The 22,759-nt window shown below is 65.8% G+C and carries 21 protein-coding genes; 18 read left to right on the top strand and 3 right to left on the bottom strand.

All coding sequences use genetic code 11. From position 1 onward, the window contains the following. Positions 1–123 precede the first annotated feature (123 nt). The 8 genes from PHR85_RS08700 to PHR85_RS08665 all read left to right on the top strand — a co-directional run bounded on the left by PHR85_RS08700 (position 124) and on the right by PHR85_RS08665 (position 8,132). The gene (locus PHR85_RS08700; protein ID WP_300053109.1) at positions 124–2,259 is read left to right on the top strand and encodes a cytochrome c biogenesis protein ResB; all 2,136 of its coding nucleotides are present in this window, start codon (positions 124–126) and stop codon (positions 2,257–2,259) included. Then, a complete protein-coding gene (gene ccsB, locus PHR85_RS08695) occupies positions 2,256–3,593 on the top strand; it encodes a c-type cytochrome biogenesis protein CcsB (protein ID WP_300053106.1) in 1,338 nt (445 codons plus the stop codon). The genes PHR85_RS08700 and ccsB overlap by 4 nt, the downstream gene beginning before the upstream one ends. Before the next feature lie 111 nt (positions 3,594–3,704). After that, positions 3,705–4,694, top strand: a complete 990-nt coding sequence (msrP, locus tag PHR85_RS08690) for a protein-methionine-sulfoxide reductase catalytic subunit MsrP (protein ID WP_300053103.1) — start codon at positions 3,705–3,707, stop codon at positions 4,692–4,694. A gap of 263 nt (positions 4,695–4,957) precedes the next feature. Then, positions 4,958–5,512, top strand: coding sequence for a GspH/FimT family protein (locus PHR85_RS08685; protein ID WP_300053100.1), 555 nt, complete (start codon positions 4,958–4,960; stop codon positions 5,510–5,512). Positions 5,513–5,568: 56 nt separating this feature from the next. Then, positions 5,569–6,093, top strand: coding sequence for a type IV pilus modification protein PilV (gene pilV, locus PHR85_RS08680; protein WP_300053096.1), 525 nt, complete (start codon positions 5,569–5,571; stop codon positions 6,091–6,093). Continuing rightward, on the top strand, positions 6,090–6,947 hold the full coding sequence (locus tag PHR85_RS08675; protein ID WP_300053093.1) for a PilW family protein: 858 nt from the start codon (positions 6,090–6,092) through the stop codon (positions 6,945–6,947). The genes pilV and PHR85_RS08675 overlap by 4 nt, the downstream gene beginning before the upstream one ends. Before the next feature lie 27 nt (positions 6,948–6,974). Continuing rightward, positions 6,975–7,700: a hypothetical protein gene (locus PHR85_RS08670; RefSeq protein ID WP_300053091.1), complete on the top strand. Its 726-nt coding sequence runs from the start codon at positions 6,975–6,977 to the stop codon at positions 7,698–7,700. A gap of 9 nt (positions 7,701–7,709) precedes the next feature. Then, complete coding sequence (locus PHR85_RS08665; protein WP_300053089.1) at positions 7,710–8,132, top strand: type IV pilin protein; 423 nt, start codon at positions 7,710–7,712, stop codon at positions 8,130–8,132. A 43-nt stretch (positions 8,133–8,175) separates the two neighbouring features. On the opposite strand, the gene lysA is transcribed toward PHR85_RS08665, so the two are convergent. Together lysA and PHR85_RS08655 are read right to left on the bottom strand one after the other, a co-directional pair. Beyond that, positions 8,176–9,462, bottom strand: a complete 1,287-nt coding sequence (gene lysA, locus PHR85_RS08660; protein ID WP_300053087.1) for a diaminopimelate decarboxylase — start codon at positions 9,460–9,462, stop codon at positions 8,176–8,178. A 9-nt stretch (positions 9,463–9,471) separates the two neighbouring features. After that, the gene (locus PHR85_RS08655) at positions 9,472–9,609 is read right to left on the bottom strand and encodes a lipoprotein (RefSeq protein ID WP_300053085.1); all 138 of its coding nucleotides are present in this window, start codon (positions 9,607–9,609) and stop codon (positions 9,472–9,474) included. 80 nt (positions 9,610–9,689) lie between these two features. Between PHR85_RS08655 and cyaY the strand changes: the two genes are divergently transcribed. Then, positions 9,690–10,019, top strand: a complete 330-nt coding sequence (gene cyaY, locus PHR85_RS08650; protein WP_300053082.1) for an iron donor protein CyaY — start codon at positions 9,690–9,692, stop codon at positions 10,017–10,019. On the opposite strand, the gene PHR85_RS08645 is transcribed toward cyaY, so the two are convergent. Beyond that, the gene (locus PHR85_RS08645) at positions 10,009–12,396 is read right to left on the bottom strand and encodes a penicillin-binding protein 1A (RefSeq protein WP_300053079.1); all 2,388 of its coding nucleotides are present in this window, start codon (positions 12,394–12,396) and stop codon (positions 10,009–10,011) included. The two genes, cyaY and PHR85_RS08645, sit on opposite strands and share 11 nt — an antisense overlap. A gap of 225 nt (positions 12,397–12,621) precedes the next feature. Here PHR85_RS08645 and PHR85_RS08640 point away from each other — a divergent pair, with 225 nt between their 5' ends. The 9 genes from PHR85_RS08640 to PHR85_RS08600 are packed head-to-tail and all read left to right on the top strand — an operon-like array spanning position 12,622 to position 22,756. After that, positions 12,622–13,680, top strand: a complete 1,059-nt coding sequence (locus tag PHR85_RS08640; RefSeq protein ID WP_300053077.1) for a pilus assembly protein PilM — start codon at positions 12,622–12,624, stop codon at positions 13,678–13,680. After that, positions 13,677–14,309, top strand: a complete 633-nt coding sequence (locus PHR85_RS08635) for a PilN domain-containing protein (protein WP_300053074.1) — start codon at positions 13,677–13,679, stop codon at positions 14,307–14,309. The genes PHR85_RS08640 and PHR85_RS08635 overlap by 4 nt, the downstream gene beginning before the upstream one ends. A gap of 13 nt (positions 14,310–14,322) precedes the next feature. Then, positions 14,323–15,024 carry a type 4a pilus biogenesis protein PilO gene (locus PHR85_RS08630; protein WP_300053071.1) on the top strand — a complete coding sequence of 234 codons (702 nt, stop codon included), beginning with the start codon at positions 14,323–14,325 and terminating at the stop codon, positions 15,022–15,024. Then, the gene (locus PHR85_RS08625; protein ID WP_300053068.1) at positions 15,021–15,572 is read left to right on the top strand and encodes a pilus assembly protein PilP; all 552 of its coding nucleotides are present in this window, start codon (positions 15,021–15,023) and stop codon (positions 15,570–15,572) included. Before PHR85_RS08630 ends, PHR85_RS08625 begins: the two co-directional genes overlap by 4 nt. Next, entirely contained in the window at positions 15,569–17,782 is a 2,214-nt protein-coding gene (gene pilQ / locus PHR85_RS08620; protein WP_300053066.1) for a type IV pilus secretin PilQ, read from the top strand. The genes PHR85_RS08625 and pilQ overlap by 4 nt, the downstream gene beginning before the upstream one ends. A 33-nt stretch (positions 17,783–17,815) precedes the next feature. Beyond that, positions 17,816–19,873: an Ig-like domain-containing protein gene (locus PHR85_RS08615; protein ID WP_300053064.1), complete on the top strand. Its 2,058-nt coding sequence runs from the start codon at positions 17,816–17,818 to the stop codon at positions 19,871–19,873. 8 nt (positions 19,874–19,881) lie between these two features. Beyond that, on the top strand, positions 19,882–20,412 hold the full coding sequence (locus PHR85_RS08610) for a shikimate kinase (protein ID WP_300053061.1): 531 nt from the start codon (positions 19,882–19,884) through the stop codon (positions 20,410–20,412). Positions 20,413–20,421: 9 nt separating this feature from the next. Beyond that, positions 20,422–21,579 (top strand): 3-dehydroquinate synthase, encoded by a 1,158-nt coding sequence (gene aroB, locus PHR85_RS08605; protein ID WP_300053058.1) that lies wholly within the window; start codon positions 20,422–20,424, stop codon positions 21,577–21,579. Then, positions 21,563–22,756 (top strand): CynX/NimT family MFS transporter, encoded by a 1,194-nt coding sequence (locus tag PHR85_RS08600; protein WP_300053055.1) that lies wholly within the window; start codon positions 21,563–21,565, stop codon positions 22,754–22,756. Before aroB ends, PHR85_RS08600 begins: the two co-directional genes overlap by 17 nt. Positions 22,757–22,759: the final 3 nt, after the last annotated feature.

The following is a 22,759-nucleotide window of genomic DNA, read 5'->3' as shown; positions in this document are numbered from 1 at the left end:
GCTGCGCTAAACTTGTCGGACAATTTCCTGTTTTTTGGCAGGCGATCTCCGGCAGTTCCCACCATTCCCAACAAGGCAGCGCTGGTCTTCCCGCTCTGCCTTGCTTGCTTTTCAGCCTGACAGATGAGCGCTTCCACCACCGGTCTTGAACTCGAACGCGGCTCGCGCCGCCTGCGCGACGCGGTGGAATTGCTCTCGTCGATGCGCTTCGCGATCGCGCTGCTGACCGTCATCTGCATCGCCTCGGTCATCGGTACCGTGCTCAAGCAGCACGAGCCCGTCAACAACTACATCAACCAGTTCGGCCCCTTCTGGTCCGAGCTGTTCGGCGCCTTCCAGCTCTACTCGGTCTACAGTGCCTGGTGGTTCCTGCTGATCCTGGCCTTCCTGGTCGCCAGCACCAGCCTGTGCATCGCGCGCAACACGCCCAAGATCTTCAAGGACCTCAAGTCCTACAAGGAAAACCTGCGCGAGCAGAGCCTGAAAGCCTTCGGCCATCGCGCCGAGGCCGATCTCGCGCAGCTCCCCGAGGTAGCGGCTCGAAACATGGGCCAGGCCCTGGCCGGGGCTGGCTGGAAGGTCAAGCTGCAGCGCCGTGAAACCGAAGCCGGACCCGGCTTCATGGTGGCGGCCAAGGCCGGCGCCGCCAACAAGCTCGGCTACCTGGCCGCGCACAGCGCGATCGTGCTGATCTGCCTGGGTGGCCTGTTCGACGGCGACCTGGTCGTCAAGGCCCAGACCTGGTTCCAGGGCAAGAGCTCTTTCACCGGCGGCGGCATGATCGCCGACGTGCCCGAGCGTCACCGCCTGTCCGACCGCAACCCGACCTTCCGTGGCAGCCTGCTGGTGGGCGAAGGGCAGCGCGCCGGTGTCGCGATCCTGACCCAGCCCGACGGCGTGCTGCTGCAGGACCTGCCCTTCGAGATCGAGCTCAAGAAGTTCAGCGTCGATTACTACTCGACCGGTATGCCCAAGCTGTTCGCCAGCGACATCGTGATCCACGACCGCTATACCGGCGAGACGAAAGAGGCGAGGGTCGAGGTCAACCATCCGGTCAACTACCGTGGTGTCGAGATCTACCAGTCCAGCTTCGATGACGGCGGCTCCAGGCTCAAGCTCAAGGGCATCGCGATCGACGGCCGGCCCAGGTCGCTGGAACTCGATGCCCGTATCGGCGACTCGGCCCGCCTCGACATCGGCGGCCAGCCCATGACGGTCGAGTTCACCGGCCTGCGCGTGATCAACGTCGAGAACCTCGGCGACACGGCCGCCAGCGGCGCCGATGTGCGCAAGGTCGATCTGCGCCAGGCCATCGAGGGCCGCCTCGGTGCCGGCCACAAGACCATGAACCATCAGGTGCGGCGCAACGTCGGCCCGAGCGTGAGCTACAAGCTGCGCGATGCCTCCGGCCAGGCGCGCGAGTTCAACAACTACATGCTGCCGTTCGATATCGACGGTCGCCGCGTCTTCCTGCTCGGCGTGCGCGACACGCCGGCCGAGCCCTTCCGCTACCTGCGCCTGCCGGCCGACGACCAGGACAGCATGGATGGCTTCCTGAACCTGCGCGCCGCGCTGGCCGATCCCGCCTTGCGGCGTGCCGCAGTGCGCCGCTACGCCGCCGGCGCCACCGAGGGCCAGCGCCGCGATCTGACCCAGGCGCTCGAAGCCTCGGCGGGCCGCGCGCTCGACCTGTTCGCGGGCGTGCAGCAGTCCGCGCCTGCCGGCACCGAACCCCTGCCAGGCGGTCTGCCCGCGCTGTCCCGGTTCATCGAGTCCAACGTCCCGCAAGCCGAACGCGAACGCGCCAGCGAGATGCTGCTGCGCATCCTCAACGGCACGCTGTTCGAGCTGGCGCAGCTCGCGCGTGAGCGTGCCGGTCTGGCGGCGTTGCCACGCGACGAACGCAGCGTGTCCTTCATGACGCTGGCGCTGATGGCGCTGAGCGACGCCTTCTATTACCCGGTGCCGATGGCGCTGCGCCTTGAGAGCTTCGAGCAGGTCCAGGCCAGCGTGTTCCAGGTCGCGCGGGCGCCGGGCAAGACCGTGGTCTACCTCGGCTGCCTGTTCCTGATCCTGGGCGTGTTCGCGATGCTCTACGTGCGCGAGCGCCGGCTCTGGGTCTGGCTCGCGCCGCGCGCCGAGGGCGGCCTGCGCGCCACGCTGGCGCTGTCGAGCAACCGCAAGACCATGGACGCCGACCGTGAATTCGAGACCCTCAAGACCCTGCTGCTGCAGACCCCCACCGAGGTGAAAGCATGAATACCGCTACCCAGACCGTCGCCCTGCAATTGCCCCCCGGCTACTTCGGCCGCAGAAACCTGGGGGACTGGCTGTTCGCCGCCCTCGTCACGGCGGGTGCCGGCATCGCCTTCGCGCTCTACGGCGCCTACATGAACGGCTACGAGCAGGCCATCCTGGTCGGCACGGTGCCCTCGCTGGTCGCGCTGGCCTGGTTCTGGCGTCCGGTGCGCCAGCTGACGCTGGCGGTGGCCGCGCTGGCCTTGCTGGCGATCTGGCTCTACCAGACCGGCAGCGGACCCGATCTCGCGCGCGCCGAGCAGGCTTTCCTGCTCAAGTATTTCCTCTCCAGTCAGTCGGCCATCCTCTGGATGTGCATGCTGTTCTTCATCGCGACCTCCTTCTACTGGGTCGGCCTGCTGTCGCGCGCGGGTGATGCCTTCGAGAAGCTGGGCTCGCGCCTGACCTGGGTCGCGGTCGTGCTCGCGCTGGTCGGCACCCTGGTGCGCTGGTACGAGAGCTACCTGATCGGCGCCGACGTCGGCCATATCCCGGTCAGCAACCTCTACGAGGTCTTCGTGCTGTTCTCCTGGCTGACCGCGGCCTACTACCTCTACTACGAGGACATCTACCAGACCCGCCGCATGGGTGCCTTCGTGATGCTGGTGGTCAGCGCAGCCGTCGGCTTCCTGCTCTGGTACACCGTGGTGCGCGAGGCGCACCAGATCCAACCCCTGGTACCGGCGCTGCAGAGCTGGTGGATGAAGCTGCATGTGCCGGCCAACTTCATCGGCTACGGCACCTTCGCGCTCTCGGCCATGCTGGCCTTTGCCTACCTGATCAAGCATGGCGCCGGTGAGACCCGCTGGTTCAAGCTGGCGCCGCTGTGGCTGCTCGGCATCGTGCTGTGCTTCGAGCCGCTGGTGTTCCGCCGTGGCGCCGCGCAGGCCGGCAGTGGCTACTGGTTCGTCTACTTCGGCCTTTCGGCCTTGATCGTGGGCGGCATCCTGTTCGCGCGCCGGCGCATCGCCGAGCGGCTGCCCGCGCTCGAGGTGCTCGATGACGTGATGTACAAGGCGATCGCGGTGGGCTTTGCCTTCTTCACCATCGCGACCGTGCTCGGCGCGCTGTGGGCGGCCGAAGCCTGGGGTGGCTACTGGAGCTGGGACCCCAAGGAAACCTGGGCCCTGATCGTCTGGCTCAACTACGCGGCCTGGCTGCACATGCGCCTGATGAAGGGCCTGCGCGGCACGGTGGCGGCCTGGTGGGCGCTGACCGGCCTGGTCGTGACCACCTTCGCCTTCATCGGCGTCAACATGTTCCTCAGCGGCCTGCACAGCTACGGCGAACTCTGATCGCCGCTGGACCGCGAAACCCGGAAAGTCCCGACCCAGGGGCGTTCCGGGTTTTTCGTTTCTGTTACCTTGCACGAACGCCATTGCTGCTGTCGTGAAAGTGCCGTCACCATGCTGATTCGCTCCCAAGATACTGATTGCCTGTCGCCTTCCGCGAGCGAGATCACGCCCCGCGCGGTCTGGCAGCAGCGGCGCCAGCTGCTGCGACTGGCGGCCCTGGCCGGTGGTGCGTCTCTGGCGCCCTGGGCTGGGGCCAGCCAGACCGGCGATCGTCCCGGCAAGCTGACCGCCTTGCCCGGCTCACCCTCGACCTTGCCGGGTGCCCTCGCGATGGAGCCGCTCACCCCCCACGCCGACGTCACCGGCTACAACAACTTCTACGAGTTCGGCACCGACAAGTCCGACCCGGCCCGCCACGCCCATCGCATGAAGACCCGGCCCTGGACGCTGCGCATCGAAGGCCTGGTCGGCAAGCCGCGCAGCTTCGGCATCGAGGAGCTGCTCAAGCTCGGTGCCATGGAGGAGCGCATCTACCGCCTGCGCTGCGTCGAGGGCTGGTCGATGGTGATTCCCTGGGTCGGCTATTCCCTGGCCGGGCTGCTCCGGCAAGTCGAGCCGCTGGGCAGCGCGAAATACGTCGAATTCACCACCCTGTCCGATCCGGCGATCATGCCCGGCCTGCGCGCTGGCGTGCTCGACTGGCCCTACGTCGAGGGGCTGCGGCTCGACGAAGCCATGCATCCGCTCACGCTGCTGGCCTTCGGCCTCTATGGCGAGGTGTTGCCCAACCAGAACGGCGCCCCGCTGCGGCTGGTGGTGCCGTGGAAATACGGCTTCAAGAGCGCCAAGTCGATCGTCAGGATCCGCCTGGTCGAGCAGCAGCCCCGCACCTCCTGGAGCCTGGCCGCTCCGCGCGAGTACGGCTTTTATTCCAACGTCAACCCGGAGGTGCCGCATCCGCGCTGGAGCCAGTCCAGCGAGCGCCGGCTCGGCGAGTCGGGCGGCCTGTTCGCCAAGCGGCGTCCGACGCTGCCGTTCAACGGCTATGCCGCGCAGGTCGCGCAGCTTTACGCCGGGATGGACCTGCAGCGCCACTACTAGCCGGAGTACCTGGACGGTCTCCGATTTGCTGGCCGGCTGGCTGATCGTCAGCCGGTGCAGTCATGGGTACAGGCCGCCTCGCAGCACGAAGTCCTGCTGACCTTGCGGGATCAGCATGAGGCTTTTAATATGTCATGTGCCAAATGACATATCTTGCTTTTCGTTATTTATTTTGACATAATTAATTTGCCATCCCGCATGGCAATCGTTGAATGCTGTCCTTTTTGTGAAGGTGGGCTCGCCTGCATGACCCGCACAGTCGAATGATGAGAACATCCGCGCAAGGCCTGACGCTGGTCGAACTCGTGGTCACGGTTGCCGTTGTAACCGTGCTCCTGGCCGTCACGGTGCCGGGCTTCCGCACCTTCATCGACAGTCAGAGTGTCAAGGCGGCGTCGCAGTCCCTGCTGGAAGATTTCAGGCTGGCGCGCTCCGAAGCCATCAAGCGCTCGGCTCCTGTGGTCTTGTGCGCTTCTTCTACTGGTACCGCCTGTGGTGGCTCGGGCCTCTGGAAGGATGGCTGGATGGTTTACCAGCCCTCGAACACCATCAATCGCGAATACACGACGGGCGACGAAATCATCCGGGTTCAGGGGCCGCTCAGGAACATTGAATCGATCAAGTCGCCCTCGGGATCGACCAAGCCACGCTTCGTTTTCGAGGCCACTGGCTGGGCCAAGGCGGCGACCCAGACTTTCGAGGTCGCTCCCGCCGGCGCCGAGGCCGGGGCCAAGATGGCCCTGATGGCCAAGCGCCTGATCTGCGTCTCTAACAATGGCCGTGCCAGCCTGCAGGCCAGGGAGGCGACAGCATGTTGAGGGCAGCCGGTTCACGCAGGAGTGGGTCTACTCGGCGTTCCATCAAGGGATCCTCCATGATCGAGGTCGCGGTTTCCATCGTGATCGTTTCCGTGGGACTGCTGGCGCTGGCCGCCGTGAATGCGGCTTCGGTACGCTACGCCAAGATGTCCCAGTACCGCGCGACGGCCACCCAGCTTTCAGTCGACATTGGCGAGCGCATTCGCGCCAACAAGGGCGACCCGTCGTCGCCGTCCGGTTTTTACGCGGGAGCTTATGATTTCACGCTCGATCTTGCCGCTCAGGCAGCGAATGCCACCTTGCCTGCAGAACTCTGCAACACGGCTGCGGCGAGCTGCTCGCCGGCCCAGATCGCCGCGCTGGATCTGGCTCAGTGGCGCCTGTGGGTGCGCAGCCAGTTGCCCCAGGGCTCCGTCTTCTTGCAAAGGGATGAGGACGCCGCGGCCATGGACGTCTGGATCGCCTGGCGCGAACCCCTGAGAGCGTCAGATGATTCGCCATCTGCCCAGCGCGAATGTCCGTCCGGTTTGAACCAGGATCCAACCAGCATCCGCTGCCAGTATTTCCGGATCAAGCCATGAGGCCACTTCAGTCGCTCAAGCGCTCCGCCGGCTTTTCCCTGGTCGAGGTCATGGTGGCGCTCGTCATCGGGATGGTCGTCATCGCCGCCGTGCTGGCGACTTACCTGGGTTCGAGCCAGGCGGGCCGCGAGCAGGCCGCCTACGCCGAGCTCAACGAAAACGCCCAGCTGGCCTTCGACATCCTGACACGCGATCTGCTGATGGCAGGCTACGTCTGGCCGACCGGGTTGGGTAGCACCGGCAAGCTGGTTCGTCCCGTGCTGGACCGGCCCATCTTTGGCTGCGATCAGGGCTTCATCTCAGTCACGCAGTCCACCCCGACCTGCTCGACGGCTCCGGGCAAGCCAGCCTTGCGGGTTATCTACCAGGCCGATCTTGTCAATACGGTGCCCACCTCTGACGGCGAGCCGTCAGATTGCCTGGGCAACGGAATCAATGCGGCGGGTGGCACGGCGCTGGCCGACAACCGGTATTACCTCAAGGAGAAGGTGGATGGCAGCGGGCGCTTTGAACTCTACTGTGCCGCCTACGCGACTGGCAGCGGCGCGTCTGGTGGTCAGCCCCTGGTCGACAATGTTGCCGAGATGCATATTCACTATGGCCAGGCGGCGACCGCCAATCCGGGGTCGGTGGTGCGTTACGTCAGCGCCTCTGATCTCCATACTGAGAATGATTGGAGCCTGGTCGTCAACGTCAGGATCTGCCTCCTGATGCGCAGCAACGAGCCTGTCCTGAGTGGCGACGGCATGCTGAGCTATCGCGACTGCGCCTCGAATCCGCAGACCTCGACCGACCGCCATGTGCGACGGGCCTACGCCACCACCGTGACGCTGCGCAACCGGATGGCGCTCTGAACCCAGATGAAAGCCAAGGCCCCACCCATGATCACCCCAGGGCGCCAGCGCGGCGCTGCGCTGATCGTTGTTCTCCCACTGATGGTGATCATCGGCATGATGTCGGTTGCCTCCCTGAGGGGCGCTGTCTCGGGTGAAAAGCTCACCAACAACATCAGGCTGAACAAGCTGGCGCAACAATACGCCGAACTGGCGCTGAGCTACTGCGAGGCGGAACTCGTCAAGGTCTCAGCCGATCGAGTCCAGACTCTGCGCGACGCCAATATCGTCGACACCGCCATCAATCCCGTCGACGACGCCTGGGAGCTGGCCGCGACCTGGACCGGAACCGGCGGTGCTTCCGCTTCCAGAACCGTGGTGCCTGAGGTCATCGCGCAGTCGACCGACAGCTCAGTGCGGCCGGGTCGTCGCCCCGAATGCGCGGTCGAACGCAAGACCATAACTAACGGCAACGGCAACGGCAACGGCAACGGCAACGGCAACGGCAACGGCAACGGCAACGGCAACGGCAACGGCAACGGCAACGGCAACACCCAGGCCAATGCTCAGGCCTATGTCGTCACCGCGCGCGGCTTCAGTCCGGACTACGTTGCTGACGCCAATGGCAAAACCAAGCGGGGATCGGTGGTCTGGCTGCAATCCATCCTGCCCGATGCTGCTGCGGCCCCATCCCAGTCCCAGTCCTCGCAAAACCCGCAAACCATGGAAACCAACCGCATCTGGCGCCGCATCATCAATCCTCCGATTCCTTGAGAGCCGCTCATGAAACGCAACAGAAGCCGAGGCGTGTCACTGCTGGAGCTGATGGTGACACTGGTCATTGTCGGCATAATAACCTCCATCGCCTGGCCCAGTTATGTCGCATACATGCGCCGGGGCGACCGCGTCACCGCAACCTCGGCGCTGCTTGAAGCGCAGCAATTCATGGAGCGCTACTACGCGGCCAATGACGGCTATGCCAGCGGTTCGCCCCTGGCCTATCCCCGCTTGCCTGAACGGTTGCTGCAGGTGCCGCCCGATTCTCCGCGCTACAGACTCAGCCTGGGCGCAACGGTGTCGGCAAGCTCCTATACGCTGAAGGCCAGTCCGACTGGTACAGACCGTTGCGGTGACCTCACGCTGACCAGTACCGGCGTCAAGGGCGTGAGTGGAGAAGGCGTGACGGTCGCCGATTGCTGGAAGTGAGCAACTGGGGTGTCTTTTTCGGGGCGGGACCGCCAGCCAGGTTTCAAAGGCTTTCGAGTCGCAGCTGGTCGTCGATCGACTCGCGCGCGCGCACCAGGCGCGCCTGGTCGCCCTGGACCAGCACCTCGGCCGCGCGACCGCGCGTGTTGTAGTTGCTCGACATGCTCATGCAGTAGGCACCGGCCGAGCAGACCGCCAGCAGATCGCCAGCTTGCACGGCGAGCGCGCGGTCGCGGCCCAGCCAGTCGCCGCTCTCGCAGACCGGGCCGACCACGTCCCAGGTCTGCGCCTCGGCCTCGCGCGGCCGCACCGGCACGATGGCGTGGTAGGCCTCGTACATCGCCGGGCGCGGCAGGTCGTTCATCGCCGCGTCGACGATCAGGAAGTTCTTCTGCTCGCCGGGTTTCAGGAACACCGCCTCGGTCAGGCAGACGCCGGCATTGCCGACCAGCGAGCGGCCCGGCTCGATCACGAGCTTGTGCTGGCCGTAGCCGCGCGCATCGAGCTTGGCCAGCAGCAGCTGCCACAGCGCGTCGGCCGCCGGCGGAATTTCGCCGTGGTAGTTGATGCCCAGGCCGCCGCCGAAGTCGATGTGCTCCAGACGGATGCCGGCGGCTTCGATCGCGTCGACCAGGTCGAGCACCCGGTCCATCGCGTCGAGGTAGGGCGAGGTCTCGGTGATCTGCGAGCCGATATGGCAGTCGATGCCGGTGACTTTCAGGCCCGGCAGGGCGGCGGCATGGCGGTAGGCCACCAGCGCGTCGGTATGGGCGATGCCGAACTTGTTGCCCTTGAGGCCGGTCGAGATATAGGGATGGGTCTTGGCGTCGACGTCGGGGTTGACGCGCAGGCTGACCGGCGCGCGCAGACCCATTTCATGGGCGACCGCGCTCAGCACATCGAGCTCGGGCAGGCTCTCGACGTTGAAGCAGCCGATGCCAGCCTCCAGCGCGCGGCGCATCTCGGCGCGGGTCTTGCCCACGCCCGAGAAGATCACCTTGGCCGGATCGACGCCCACGCGCAGCGCGCGCTCAAGCTCGCCGCCCGAGACGATGTCGAGGCCGCAGCCGGCCTCGACGAAGGTGCGCAGCACGGCCAGCGTCGAATTGGCCTTCATCGCGTAGCAGATCAGCGCGTCGCGGCCCGTGAAGCCGTGCTGATAGGCCGCCAGCGCGTCCAGCATCACCGCCTGCGAATAGACGAACAGCGGCGTGCCGTGCTCGCGCGCCAGTTGGGTGGCGGACATGCCCTCGACCATCAGCTGGCCGTCACGGTAGTCGATGTGGGGGCGTGCCGGCAGGTCGGCGCGGGCTTGTTCGAGTTGGGACATGGGGTCTTTTCAGCGTGAGGTGGCGGGTGCCGGTTGGGCGGCGGCCGGGTCCGGCAGATAGAGCGGACCCTTCTGGCCGCAACCGGCCAGGGTCAGCAGGGCGGCGGCGCACAGTCCTGCCAGCGCCTTGCGGCCGGCGCAGGCCAAGGCCCCGCCAGCCGTGGGGCCAAGGGCGGGGGGACGGGTCGGGCCTAGAATTTGCCTGATTTCAAACATCCGGGAATTGTATGACCGACCTCGAATACATGGACCATGCTGAAGCCGTGCTCAAGGCCATCGAGCTGGCCTGCGACCGCATCAGTGACGAGAGCGATGCCGACATCGACAACCAGCGCAATGGTGGCGTGATCACGCTGAGCTTCGCCAACCGCAGCCAGATCGTGATCAACCTGCAGAAACCCTTGCACGAGATCTGGCTGGCCGCGCGCTCGGGTGGCTATCACTACCGGTTCGATGGCAGTCACTGGCAGGACACCAAGGGGGCGGGCGAGTTCTTCACCCACCTCTCGCGCGAGGCCAGCGCGCAGGCTGGCCAGCCACTGGTCTTCAGTTCTTGAACAGGTCCAGGATGCCGCGTTTCTCCTCCGACTCGGCTGGCGGCGGTGCCTCCTCGCTCGTGCTCTCGCCCTCGCCCTCGCCGCCGCCCAGTCGGGCCACGCCGCTGCCGGGCGCGTAGTTGTCGTAGTACCACTCGCCCTGGACGTTGACCACGCCGGGCGGGACCGCAAGTTCGGCCACTGGCGTGTCGCGCAGCGCCTCCTGCATGAAGTTGATCCAGATCGGCAGCGACAGGCCGCCGCCAGTCTCGCGGCTGCCCAGGTTGCGCGGGTTGTCATAGCCGACCCAGACCGCGCCGACCAGGGTGGGCTGGTAGCCCACGAACCAGGCATCCACCGCATCGTTGGTGGTGCCGGTCTTGCCGTAGAGGTCGGGCCGCTTGAGCGTGGCCTGGGCGCGTGCGGCGGTACCGGAGCGAGCGACCTCGTTGAGCAACTGGTTCATGATGAAGGCGTTGCGCGGCTCGATCACCTGTGGCATGTCTTCCGGTGCCGGCGGCTTGAACTCTTGCAGCACGCGGCCCCGGTGGTCGTCAATGCGGCTGATGAAGCGCGGCGCGGCATAGTGCCCGCCGTTGGCGAACACGCCGTAGCCGGCCGCCATCTGCAGCGGCGTGACCGAGCCCGCGCCCAGCGCCATCGTCAGGTAGGGCGGGTGCTTGTCGGCGTCGAAGCCGAAGCGCGTGACCCACCGTTGTACCTCGGCCGCCCCCACGGTCTGCAGGATGCGGATCGACACCATGTTCTTGGACTTGGCCAGCGCGGTACGCACGGTCATCGGACCTTCGAACTTGCCGTCATAGTTCTTGGGTTCCCAGGGCTGGCCGCCCGTGACGCCGGCGTTGAAGTAGAGCGGCCCGTCGTTGACCACGGTCGCCGGCGAGATGCCCTTCTCGAGCGCGGCCGAATAGATGAAGGGCTTGAAGCTCGAACCCGGCTGACGCCAGGCCTGGGTCACGTGGTTGAACTTGTTCTTTTCGAAGTCGAAGCCGCCGACCAGTGCGCGGATTTCGCCGCTGCGGGGATCAAGCGCGACGAAGGCCGACTCGACCTCGGGCAGCTGCGTCAGCTCCCAGCCCGTCGCGTTCCTGACCACCCGCACCACCGCGCCCGGACGCAGCCTGAGGTTGGGCGGCGCCTTGTCCGACAGGCCCGACTGCACCGGTTTCAGTCCGTCGCCCGTGATCGCGATCAGTTCGTCATCGCCGCGTACCACGAGCACCCTGCGCGGTCCGGCCTCCAACACCACCGCCGTGCGCAGCTCGCCGTTGTCGGGGCGGCTGGTGATGACCTCGTCGATCGCCTCGGTACGTGCCCTGGGGTCGGCCGGCAGCTCGATGAACTTCTCGGGGCCACGGTAATGCTGTCGGCGCTCGAAGTCGAGCACGCCACGGCGCAGCGCGTTGTAGGCGGCGCGCTGTGCCTGTGCGTCCAGCGTCGTGTGTACCGTCAGGCCTCGGGTGTAAGTCTCGGGGCCGTACTGCTGGTAGACCACCTGGCGCACCATCTCGGCCAGGTACTCGGCGTGCAGCGGCTGCTTGCCGCTGTCGCGCTTCAGCACCAGCTCTTCCTCCTTGGCCGCGCGCGCTTGCTCCGCGGTGATGAAGCCGTTTTCCTGCATGCGCTCGATGATGTAGAGCTGGCGAATGCGGGCCCGCTTGGGGTTGGTGATCGGGTTGTAGGCCGAAGGCGCCTTGGGCAGGCCGGCGAGCATGGCGGCCTCGGCGATCGTGAGTTCCTTGAGCGGCTTGCCGAAATAGACCTGGGACGCGGCGGCGAAGCCGTAGGCGCGGTGGCCCAGGAAGATCTGGTTCATGTAGATCCCGAGGATCTGGTCCTTGCTCAGCAAGGCCTCCAGCTTGAAGGTCAGCAGCACCTCGTAGATCTTGCGCTGGTAGCTCTTCTCGCTCGACAGGTAGACGTTGCGCGCGACCTGCATCGTGATGGTCGAGGCGCCTTGGCTCTTGGCGCGGCCCAGGTTGGCCAGCGCCGCGCGCAGCATGCCGATGTAGTCGATGCCGCTGTGCTCGTAGAAGCGCGCGTCCTCGATCGCCAGCACGGCATTGATCATGACCGGCGGGATGTCCTCGATGGGCGTCAGGTTGCGCCGCTCCTCGCCGAATTCGGCGATGGTCTCGCCGTCGGCGCTCAGCACGCGCAGCGGCAGCTTGGGTCGGTAGTCAGCCAGCGCGGTGACGTCGGGCAGATTGGGAAATGCCACCGCGAGCGCGATGCCCAGCGCCAGCAGCAGCGCCAGCCCGCTGGCGATGGCTGCGCCGAGCAGCCACTTGAGCCAGCGCCAGCCCGTGGACGGGCGTTGGCCGCGGGCAGAGGGCCGGCCCTCTGGTGAGTTCGGATGGGGGGTGCGAGCAGGCATGCGTGTGCGTCTGGAAGTGGTGCGCGATTATAGAAATCTGCTCGCCCGACTGCCTGGCCTCGAATGGTGCCCGTGGTTGGAAATGGTAACTGTGGCAATTCATTTGCCGGGCATTAGCCTTGTTAACTAGGCTATCTTGCTGCTAGTATGTAAGCAAAGCAAGAAAAGACGTCATGCAGGCGCCTTTTTAACGGGGGGAAGGAAGTGGTCTCTTCTGGGATACTCATGGGGCGGGGGCCTGCGCCCCTGCTCGGCATCGATATCAGTTCCTCCACTGTCAAGCTGGTCGAGCTGGGTCGCGGCCGGGACGGCCAGCTGGTGCTGGAGCACTGCGGCATGGAGCCGCTCGAGCGCGGCTGGGTCAACGAGGGCAACGTCGAGAAGTTCGACGAGGTGGCCGAGGCCCTGCGCCGCCTGTTGCGCAAATGTGGCAGCAAGACCCGGAACGTGGCGCTGGCCTTGCCGGGTTCGGCGGTCATCACCAAGAAAATCGTGCTGGCGGCCGGCCTCAGCGACCTTGAACTGGAAGCCCAGGTCGAGGCGGATGCCTCCCAGTACATCCCCTTTCCCCTGGCCGAGGTCAGTCTGGACTTTTGCGTGATCGGGCCAACGGCCGGCTCGCCCGAGATGGTCGACGTGCTGCTGGCCGCCTCGCGCAAGGAGAAGGTCTCGGACCGCCAGGCCGTGGCCGAGGCGGTCGGACTGGTGCCCGTCGTGATGGACGTCGAGTCCTATGCCACGCGCCTGGCTGCCAGTCGCGTCATCGATGCGCTGCCCAACCACGGCCTTGACGCGTTGATCGCATTGTTCGAGGTCGGATCGTACAGCACCGGCCTGCAGGTCATCCGCAACGACGACGTGATCTACGAGCGCGATCAGGTCTTTGGTGGCGCCATGCTGACGCAGCAGATCGCGCGCCAGTACGGTCTGAGCTTCGAGGAAGCCGACGCCAAGAAGAAGGCTGGCGACCTGCCGGCGGATTATGCCGACAAGGTGCTGCGCCCCTTCATGGACAGCCTGGGCCAGGAGATCGGGCGGGCGCTGCAGTTCTTCTTCACCAGCACCCCGCACAACAAGGTCGATCACCTCCTGCTGTCGGGCGGTTGCGCCGCCTTGCCCGGCGTGGTCGAGGCCGTCGCGGCCCAGACCGCCTTTCCGTGCAAGGTCATCAACCCCTTCGACGGCATGGTGCTCGGACCCGGAGTCAAGGCGGGCGCGCTGACCTCCGAATCGACCTCCTACCTCGTCGCGACCGGGCTGGCATTGCGGAGGTTCCACCCATGATCCTGATCAACCTGCTGCCGCACCGCGAGGCGGCGCGCAAGCGCAGGCGCGAGATCTTCCTGGTCCAGCTCGGGCTGGCCGCGCTGGTGGGAGGGCTGCTGTCTGGCGCGGTCATGCTGGCGTTCCAGACCCGCATCGACGCCCAGCGCGACCGCAATGACCTGTTCCGGGCCGAGATCGCGGTGCTCGACGCGCAGATCAAGGAGGTCGCCGGCCTCAAGTCCCAGGTCGAGGCGCTCAAGGCGCGCCAGCAGGCCGTGGAGAGCCTGCAGGCCGACCGTAACCTGCCGGTGCATCTGCTGGAGGAAATGGTCAAGCAACTGCCGGATGGCGTTTACCTGAGCTCGCTCAAGCAGGAGGGGGACGGCATCGTGATCGCGGGCATGGCCCAGTCGCAGGAACGCGTCTCCGAGCTGCTGCGCAACCTGGCCAACCACAGTGCCTGGCTGCGCCAGCCGCAGCTGGTCGAGATCGTGGCGGGCGAAGTCAACGTGCCCCAGCGTGGGCACAGGCGTGTCTCCAATTTCTCTATCCGGGTCGCGCTCTTGCGCGGCCAGGAGGCGAGTCCTGGCTCGCCTGACGCCAAGCCAGGCACCCAGCCGGGCGCACAGCCGGCCGGCAAGGTCTGAGGAGAACCCCAGCATGGCCAGATTCAAGCAAGCCTCCGCCATCGACTTCGCCGCCCTGCGCGGCCAGATACGCAACGATTTCACCGGGCTCGATCGCAACGACCCCTCGCGCTGGCCTGCGTTGCCGCGCTACCTGCTGCTGTTCGCGCTGGCGGTGGTGGTGGTGGTGGCGCTCTGGTATGCCTGGCTCAGCGGCCTGTCCGACGAGCTCGAGGCCGAACGCCAGCAGGAAATCGAGCTACGCCAGACCTACCAGACCAAGCTCGCCCAGGCGGTCAACCTGGCGGCCCTCAAGCTGCAGCTTGAGCAGGTTCAGGTCTACGTCAACCAGATCGAGAAGCAGCTGCCCAGCAAGGCCGAGATGGACGCGCTCCTGTCCGACATCAACCAGGCCGGTCTGGGCCGCAGCCTGCAGTTCGAGCTGTTCCGCCCCGGCGGCGTCAACGTGCAGGAGTACTACGCCGAGCAGCCCATTGCCTTGCGCGTGACCGGCAGCTACCACGACATCGCGCTGTTCGCGGCCGACATCGCGGCGCTGTCGCGCATCGTCACGCTCAACAACCTCACGATCGCCCCGGCGGCTGGCCAGTCCGCACAGCCCGGCCAGTTGACGCTGGATGCCACGGCCAAGACCTTCCGCTACCTCGATCCCGACGAGATCCTGTCCCAGAAGGAGGCCCGCAAGGCCTCGCAGCAGAAGGGGGGCAAGAAATGAGGTCCGTCCGTATCACCCGCCAAGCCGCCGCCCTGGGCCTGGCCCTGCTGCTGACGGCTTGCAGCCAGGGCTCGCATGACGAGATCCGCCAGTGGATGACCGAGCAGCGCAACGCCGTCTCGCCGCAGGTCGAACCGATCGCCGAGCCCAAGCGCTTCGTGCCGCAGGCCTATGGCAGCGAGTCGGCCGTGCCGCCCTTCAGTTCCGAGAAACTTTTCATCGCACTGCGCACCGATAAGGCATCGGGTGCCGGGAATGCCCTGATCCGTGCCGAGACCGATCGGCGCAAGGAGCCGCTGGAGCTGGTCCCGCTCGACAGCATGACCATGGTCGGCCTGATGGACCGGGCCGGCCGCAAGGTGGCGCTGGTCCGGGTGGACAAGCTGCTGTACCAGGTCGGCGTCGGCCAGTACCTGGGACAGAACTTCGGGCGCATCACGCAGATCGACGAGCAGCAGATCGCGCTGCGCGAGATCGTTCAGGACGCGGCCGGCGACTGGGTCGAACGACCGGCCGCGCTGCAGCTACAGGAGGAGACCCGCAAATGAAGAAGAACACGAAATCGACGGCGGGCCAGACGGGCTGGCACCAGTTGTCCCTGCTGGTGCTGGGTCTGTTGTCGGCCGGACTGGCGCAGGCGCAACTCGCGATCCAGTCCATCTCTGCCGCGACGCAGGGGGGCACCGAGATCTTGCGCATCCAGGCCAGCGAGCCGATCCGGCAGCCGCCGACTGGCTTCGCGATCCAGTCGCCGGCGCGCATCGCGCTGGATTTTGCGGGTGCGAGCAACGCCACCGGGCGCAAGCTGTTCGAGCTCAACCAGGGCAATCTGCGCTCGGCCAATGTGGTCCAGGCGGGCGACCGTACCCGGGTCGTGCTCAACCTCAACCACGCGACCGGCTACCAGACCAGGATCGAGGGCAATACCCTGCTGGTGCTGCTGGCGCCCGACACCAGCGCGGCGCCAGTCGCCACGCCGGCCTTCGCGCAGGGCGGTGGCAACGAGATGCTGCCGCTGCAGGATGTGGACTTCCGTCGCGGCCCCGAAGGGGCGGGGCGCCTGGTGGTGAACCTGGCCAGCAATCAGGTCGGCGTCGACATTCGCCAGCAGGGCAAGAACCTGGTGGTCGATTTTCTCAAGACCTCGCTGCCGCAAGGCCTGCGCCGCCGCCTCGACGTCACCGATTTCGGCACCCCGGTGCAGACCGTCACCACGACCCAGGTCGGCGACCGCGTGCGCATGGTGGTCGAGGCCCGTGGCAACTGGGAGCACAGCGCCTACCAGAGCGACCGCCAGTTCGTGCTGGAGATGCGCGAACTCAAGGTCGATCCCAACAAGCTGACCCAGGGGCCGGGCTACGCCGGCGAGAAGCTGACGCTGAACTTCCAGAACATCGAGGTGCGTTCGCTGCTCCAGGTGATCGCCGACTTCACCAACTTCAACATCGTGACCTCGGACTCGGTGGTGGGCAACGTCACGCTGCGGCTCAAGGACGTGCCATGGGACCAGGCGCTCGACATCATCCTGCAGGCCAAGGGCCTGGGCATGCGCAAGTCTGGCAACGTGATCTGGATCGCGCCCAAGGACGAGATCACCGCGCGCGAGAAGCAGGAGGCACAGGCCAGGGCGGAGATGCAAAGCATCGAGCCGTTGAAAACCCAATCTTTTCAGTTGAACTATGCCAAGGCAGTCGATATCTCGGCACAGTTGCTTGGCACAACCACTACAACCTCAACTTCACAAGTTTCAGCTAGCAGCATTACCAGACCGGTAGCAAGAACCTATTCAAACAATACCACCACGGTTGAGGGCGGCCGCACGTTGTCGCCGTACGGTGCGGTATTTGCTGAACCTCGCACCAACCAACTGTTCGTGACCGACATTCCGTCGCGGCTCGAGGCGGTGCAGGAAATGATCAAGAAGCTCGACATCCCCGTGCGTCAGGTCATGATCGAGGCGCGCATCGTCGAGGCGAGCGACACCTTCGGCCGCTCGCTCGGCGTCAAGTTCGGTGGCAGCGACCTGCGCGGCATCCGCGGTGGCGATGCGGGCTATTCGATCGGGGGAAGCAATCGGGCGGCCTTCGGCGGCAGCTACGATGCCGTGTCGGCGACCACGCTGGAGCGGACAACGGCGCTGACCTCGGCCAACACCAGCTTCGTCAACCTGCCAGCGATGGCACAAGGCACGACCAATCCGGCCACGCTGGCCTTGTCGCTGTTCAGTCCGACCGCCAACCGCTTCCTCGATCTCGAAATCTCGGCGCTGCAGGCCGACGGCAAAGGCAAGGTGGTGGCCAGCCCGCGCGTGATCACGGGCGATCAGACGCAGGCCGAGATCGAGCAGGGCGTGGAGATTCCCTATCCGGCGGCTGCCGGTGTGACCGGCGCGACGACGGTGAGCTTCAAGAAAGCCAGCCTCAGGTTGCTGGTGACGCCGCAGATCACGCCCGATGGCGGGATCATCATGGAAGTCGAGGTCAGCAAGGACACGCCCGGCACCATTTACCCCGGCGGCGTGGCGGTCAACACCAAGCGCGTCAAGACCAATGTGCTGGTCGAGAACGGTGGCACCGTGGTGATTGGCGGCATCTTCACCTCCAGCGAGCAGGAAGACGTCAACAAGGTGCCCTTGCTCGGCGACATTCCGTTCGCCGGCAACCTGTTCAAGAGCCGCTCGGTCAAGACCGAGAAGACCGAATTGCTGGTGTTCCTGACGCCGCGCACGCTGTCGGACGTCCTCACCACCGCGCGCTGAGCCCGGATCTACACAACGAGAGGGAAACCAAGCATGAAGATCTTCAAATGGCTCGTGGCGCTGTGGGTGGCGCTGGCGCTGGTGGCTTGCGGTGGGGGTGGGGGGAGTGCGGGGACGCCTGCTGGGGGCTCCAATGCAGGAACGGGTGGGGGCGGTTCGACATCCAAGGCATCCATTTCAGTCGAAATTTATGACCAGTCAAATGCTGTCACGACCTCCTTGGGGGCAGCTGGGCTGGCAACGGTCAAAGCAACCTTGAAGGATGCCAAGGGGGCGGTTGTAGCCGGGAAGAAGGTTTCCTTCGTTGGCGATGCCAAGCTGATTCGGATCAGCCCTGCGTCCGATGTCCTGACTGACTCGACAGGTACTGCTACGGTTCAGATTAGTTCGGCCTCCATAACGGCGGCAGGGGCAGGTACCGTGAGCGTCACGGCCCTGATCGATGGCGAAGCTATTGTTGCGACCAAGGACTACCAGATAACTCCCTTGTCGCTGTCGCTCGACAATCTCGATGTCGGAACAACAACGGCGCTCGCTGCCTACGGCAATCGCCCTGTCGCCGTAATGGCGAAGATCAACGGCGTAGCAGCGACCAGCACGCCGGTTCAGGTCACTTTTGCGGTCTCTTGTGGAACCGTGCTGCCCGCAGCGACAGCCACTGACTCAAGTGGCAAGGCATCCGTCACTTACACGGCCGACGCAGCTGCTTGCGCCAATTCGCAGGTGACCATCACTGCTTCGGCGGCTGGTGCGAGTCCTGTTCAAGGCACGATCTCAGTCTTACCGACCCAAGCCACCAACATCCAGTTCGCGAGTGCCACTCCGCAGATCATCTACCTGCAGGGTTCGGTCGGTGCGACTCAGTCGGATGTGGTGTTCAAGGTGGTCGACGTCAACGGAACCGCCTTGGGTAACCACAGCGTTAGCCTTTCCCTTGTCAACCCTGCGGCGGGCGGTAGCGCTGGTCTGATCACGACCGGGGTGTCGCTAGGCACCAAAGGCAACACGAGTGTGGTGACGGTGACCAGCGACTCCGCTGGCCTTGTAAAGGTGCCGGTGTATTCCGGTACTGTGCCTACTTCGGTGCTGGTCAAGGCAGTGTCCACTGTCAATGCAGCCGTCCAGGCCTATTCCAATGTCCTTACCGTGGCTCGCGGCGTCGCCGTCCAGAGCCGGTTGAGCTTGAGCCTGGAGAAGTTCAGCATCGAGGGCTTAAACCTGGATGGTGTGAAAACCGATGTCATCGTCCGTCTGGCCGACAGGGTCGGCAACCCCGTGCCCGCAGGCACCCAGGTGAACTTCGTCAGCTCAGCGGGCGTCATGATCCCGCCCACCTGCTATGTCACCGATGGAGTGCCGGGCGAGACCTCTGTCTGCAAATCGACACTCTTCAGTCAAAACCCTCGCCCTGCTGGTGGACGTGCAGTGGTCATGGCCTATGTGCCAGGCGAGGAGGACTTCGTCGATGCTAATGGAAACAATGTCTACGATCTCGGCGAGGCGTTCACGGACATGGGCAATGCTCTGATGGATGCCGACCAGCACGAAGCATACGACACAGGCGAGTTCTCAGTGCCACGTGCTGGGAGTCTGGCTTGTCCAACACTGCCGGGTAGTATCAAACGCCCTATCCTTCTCGATGGGCGGCCTAATACTTGTGACGGGGTCTGGGGTGCTGCTGACGTGCGGCGGCAGGCGCAGGTGGTGTTCGCAAGCTCGGCGCCAGTCTTTGCATCCTCGACGCTTACCACGCGCACTGTCACTATCAATAACAACAACTTCCAAGAGGTGACATCGGTATCCGTGGTCGTCCAGGATGTTAACGGGAACAGCATGCCGACGGGCACTCAGGTTTATGCTGCTCCTTATACGGGGTCAAGGCTCAACCTTGGTATTTCTATTTGTGAGGTCGTTACAGACATTCCTTGGAGCATCCAAACTTTGGTTGACACCGTCCCGAATATGGTCAGCCCGAGAACGGTTACGGTTGCGCTCTCAGACTGTTATGCCGCAGTGGGTGATCGTTTGATCTTCACGACCAAGTCGCCAAGTGGCGTCGTATCATCGCCCCTCACCGTTTCATTGGACTGAGAGACAGATTGATCGTACTGGTAGGCCTGCCCGGTTCAGGCAAATCCACTGTCGGGCGCCAGCTCGCCCGCCGGCTGGCTGTGCCCTTCATCGACTCCGATCACGTGATCGAGGAGCGCATCGGCTGCTCGATCCGCGAGTTCTTCGAGCGCGAGGGCGAGGCGCGCTTCCGCGACATCGAGCAGGACACGCTCGACGACCTGACCCGGGGTCCGAACGTGGTGCTGTCGACTGGCGGCGGCTCCTGCATGCGCGAGGCGACCCGGGGTTTCCTGAAGGCGCGCGGCCAGGTGATCTACCTGCGCTCGACGCCCGAGGACATCTATCGCCGCATCAAGCATGACCGAGGTCGGCCGCTGCTGCTGGTGGCTGATCCGCTGCAGCGGCTGCGCGACCTCTACGAGGCGCGCGATCCGCAGTACCGCGACTGCGCGCATTACGTGGTCGAGACCGGCCGGCCCTCGGTCGCCACCCTGGTCAACATGATCGTGATGCAGCTGGAGCTCGCCGGCGCCTTGCCGGAGTCCATGCCCCGCTAAACTAGCGGGATGACCCAAGCCACCTTCCAGCCGCCCGTGGGCGGCCAAGTCCATGCCCGCGTCGAGATCGAACTGGGCGAGCGCAGCTATCCCATCCTGATCGGTTCCTCGCTGCTGGACGATCCGGCCACTTGGGCGGGCCTGCCCAAGGCCGCGTCGGCGCTGATCGTGACCAACACGACGGTCGGCCCGCTCTATGCTGCCCGGCTGCAGCAGGCCTTGAGCAGCCACTATCCGCAGATCCATCTTGTGACCCTGCCCGACGGCGAGGCGTACAAGAGCTGGGACTCGCTGAACCTGATCTTCGACGCGCTGCTGTCGCGCGGCTGTGACCGCAAGACGGTGCTGTTCGCGCTCGGCGGTGGCGTGGTGGGCGACATGACCGGCTTTGCCGCCGCCTGCTACATGCGCGGCGTGCCCTTCGTGCAGGTGCCGACCACGCTGCTGGCGCAGGTGGATTCGTCGGTGGGCGGCAAGACCGCGATCAATCACCCGCTGGGCAAGAACATGATCGGCGCCTTCTACCAGCCGGCGCGTGTGGTCTGCGATCTCGACACGCTGCAGACGCTGCCCGAGCGCGAGCTCAGCGCGGGCCTGGCCGAGGTGATCAAGTACGGCCCGATCCACGATCTGGCCTTCCTGGACTGGATCGAGGCGAACCTGCCGGCGCTGCGCGCGCGCGACCCCAAGGCGCTGGCGCACGCGGTGCAGCGCAGCTGCGAGATCAAGGCCGAGGTCGTCGGCCAGGACGAGCGCGAGGCGGGCCTGCGCGCGATCCTGAACTTCGGTCATACCTTCGGTCACGCGATCGAGGCCGGCCTGGGCTACGGCGAGTGGCTGCACGGCGAGGGCGTGGGTTGCGGCATGGTGATGGCCGCGCGCCTGTCCCAGCGCCTGGGCCTGCTGTCGGCGGACAAGGTCGAGCGGCTGGTGCGGCTGGTCGAGGCCGCTGGCCTGCCGGTGCGCGGGCCGCAACTCAAGCATGGCCATGGCGAAGGTTGCGAGGGCTTGAGCAACGCGCAGCGCTATCTGCGGCTGATGCGGGTCGACAAGAAGGCCGAGGCCGGCGAGATCAAGTTCGTGCTGGTGGAGGACGCCGGCCGGGCCGTGGTGCGCGGCGCGCCCGACGCGCTGGTGGCCGAGGTCATCGATGCCTGCTGCGCCTGAGGCGCTGAACGGCCGGGCCGCCTGGCTGGTGATCGCCGCCGGCGTGGTGGCGGCCCTGCATGTGGGGAAGTTGCCGCCGGGAATCCCGATCCTGCGCGCCGAGCTGGGCCTGACCCTGGTTCAGGCGGGCTTTCTGCTGTCGGTGATGCAGGTGGCCGGGATGCTGCTGGGGGCCTTGGCCGGGCTGCTGGCGGACCGGGCGGGACTGCGCCGCACCATGCTGCTGGGGCTTTGCCTGCTGGCGCTGGGCTGTGCGCTGGGCGCCATGGCGTCCCGGGTGCCGCTGCTGCTGGTCGCGCGCATGCTGGAGGGGGTCGGCCTGTTGCTGACCGTCCTGCCGGCGCCTGGCCTGATCCGGCGCCTGGTGCAGGATCCGCCGTCGCTGAATCGGTTGTTGGGCACCTGGGGCGGCTACATGCCGACGGGGGTCGCCCTGGCCATGCTGCTGGGGCCTGGACTCTATGCCGCGCTGGGGTGGCGCTGGGCCTGGCTGCTGCTGTCCGGGCTGACCCTGTGCTGGGCCGTTGTGGTCTGGCTGCGGGTGCCGCCGGACCCCGGGCACTCGACGGCGGCGCCGGGACCGGGCTGGGGCCGGCGGCTGCGCCAGACCTTGTCCTCCTCGGGACCCTGGCTGGTGGCGCTGGCCTTCTTCGTGTATTCGGGGCAGTGGCTGGCGGTGGTCGGCTTCCTGCCCACCATCCAGACCCAGGCCGGCTGGTCGCTCGGCGTCTCGGGGGTGTTGAGCGCCGCCGCAGCCGGGGCCAATGCGATCGGCAACGTGGCCGCCGGCCGCCTGCTGGCGCGTCACTGGCGGCCCGGTCATCTGCTGGCCATCGGTTATGGCGTCATGGGTCTGGCCTGCTGGGTCGCTTTTTCGGGCGTGGTGGGGCCGGCCGGGCAGTTCGTGGCGGTGCTGGTCTTTTCCTCGGTGGGTGGCTTGATACCCGGCACCCTGTTCAGCCTGGCGGTGCGGCTGGCGCCCAGCGGGCACACGGTGTCGACCACGGTCGGCTGGATGCAGCAGTTGTCTTCGCTGGGACAGTTTGCCGGGCCGCCGGCGGTGGCCTGGCTGGTCGCCCGCCAGGGGGGTGACTGGTCGCCGGCCTGGTGGTTCACGGTCTGCTGTTGTGCTGCCGGGCTCGGTCTGGCGGTGCTGTTGCAGCGCCGCCTCCACTGAAGG

The sequence above is a fragment of the Malikia sp. genome (assembly GCF_028687635.1).
Taxonomy (GTDB): Bacteria; Pseudomonadota; Gammaproteobacteria; order Burkholderiales; family Burkholderiaceae_C; genus Malikia.
Note: the sequence above shows the minus strand (reverse complement) of the source record. Positions and strands in the feature narration are given on the sequence as shown.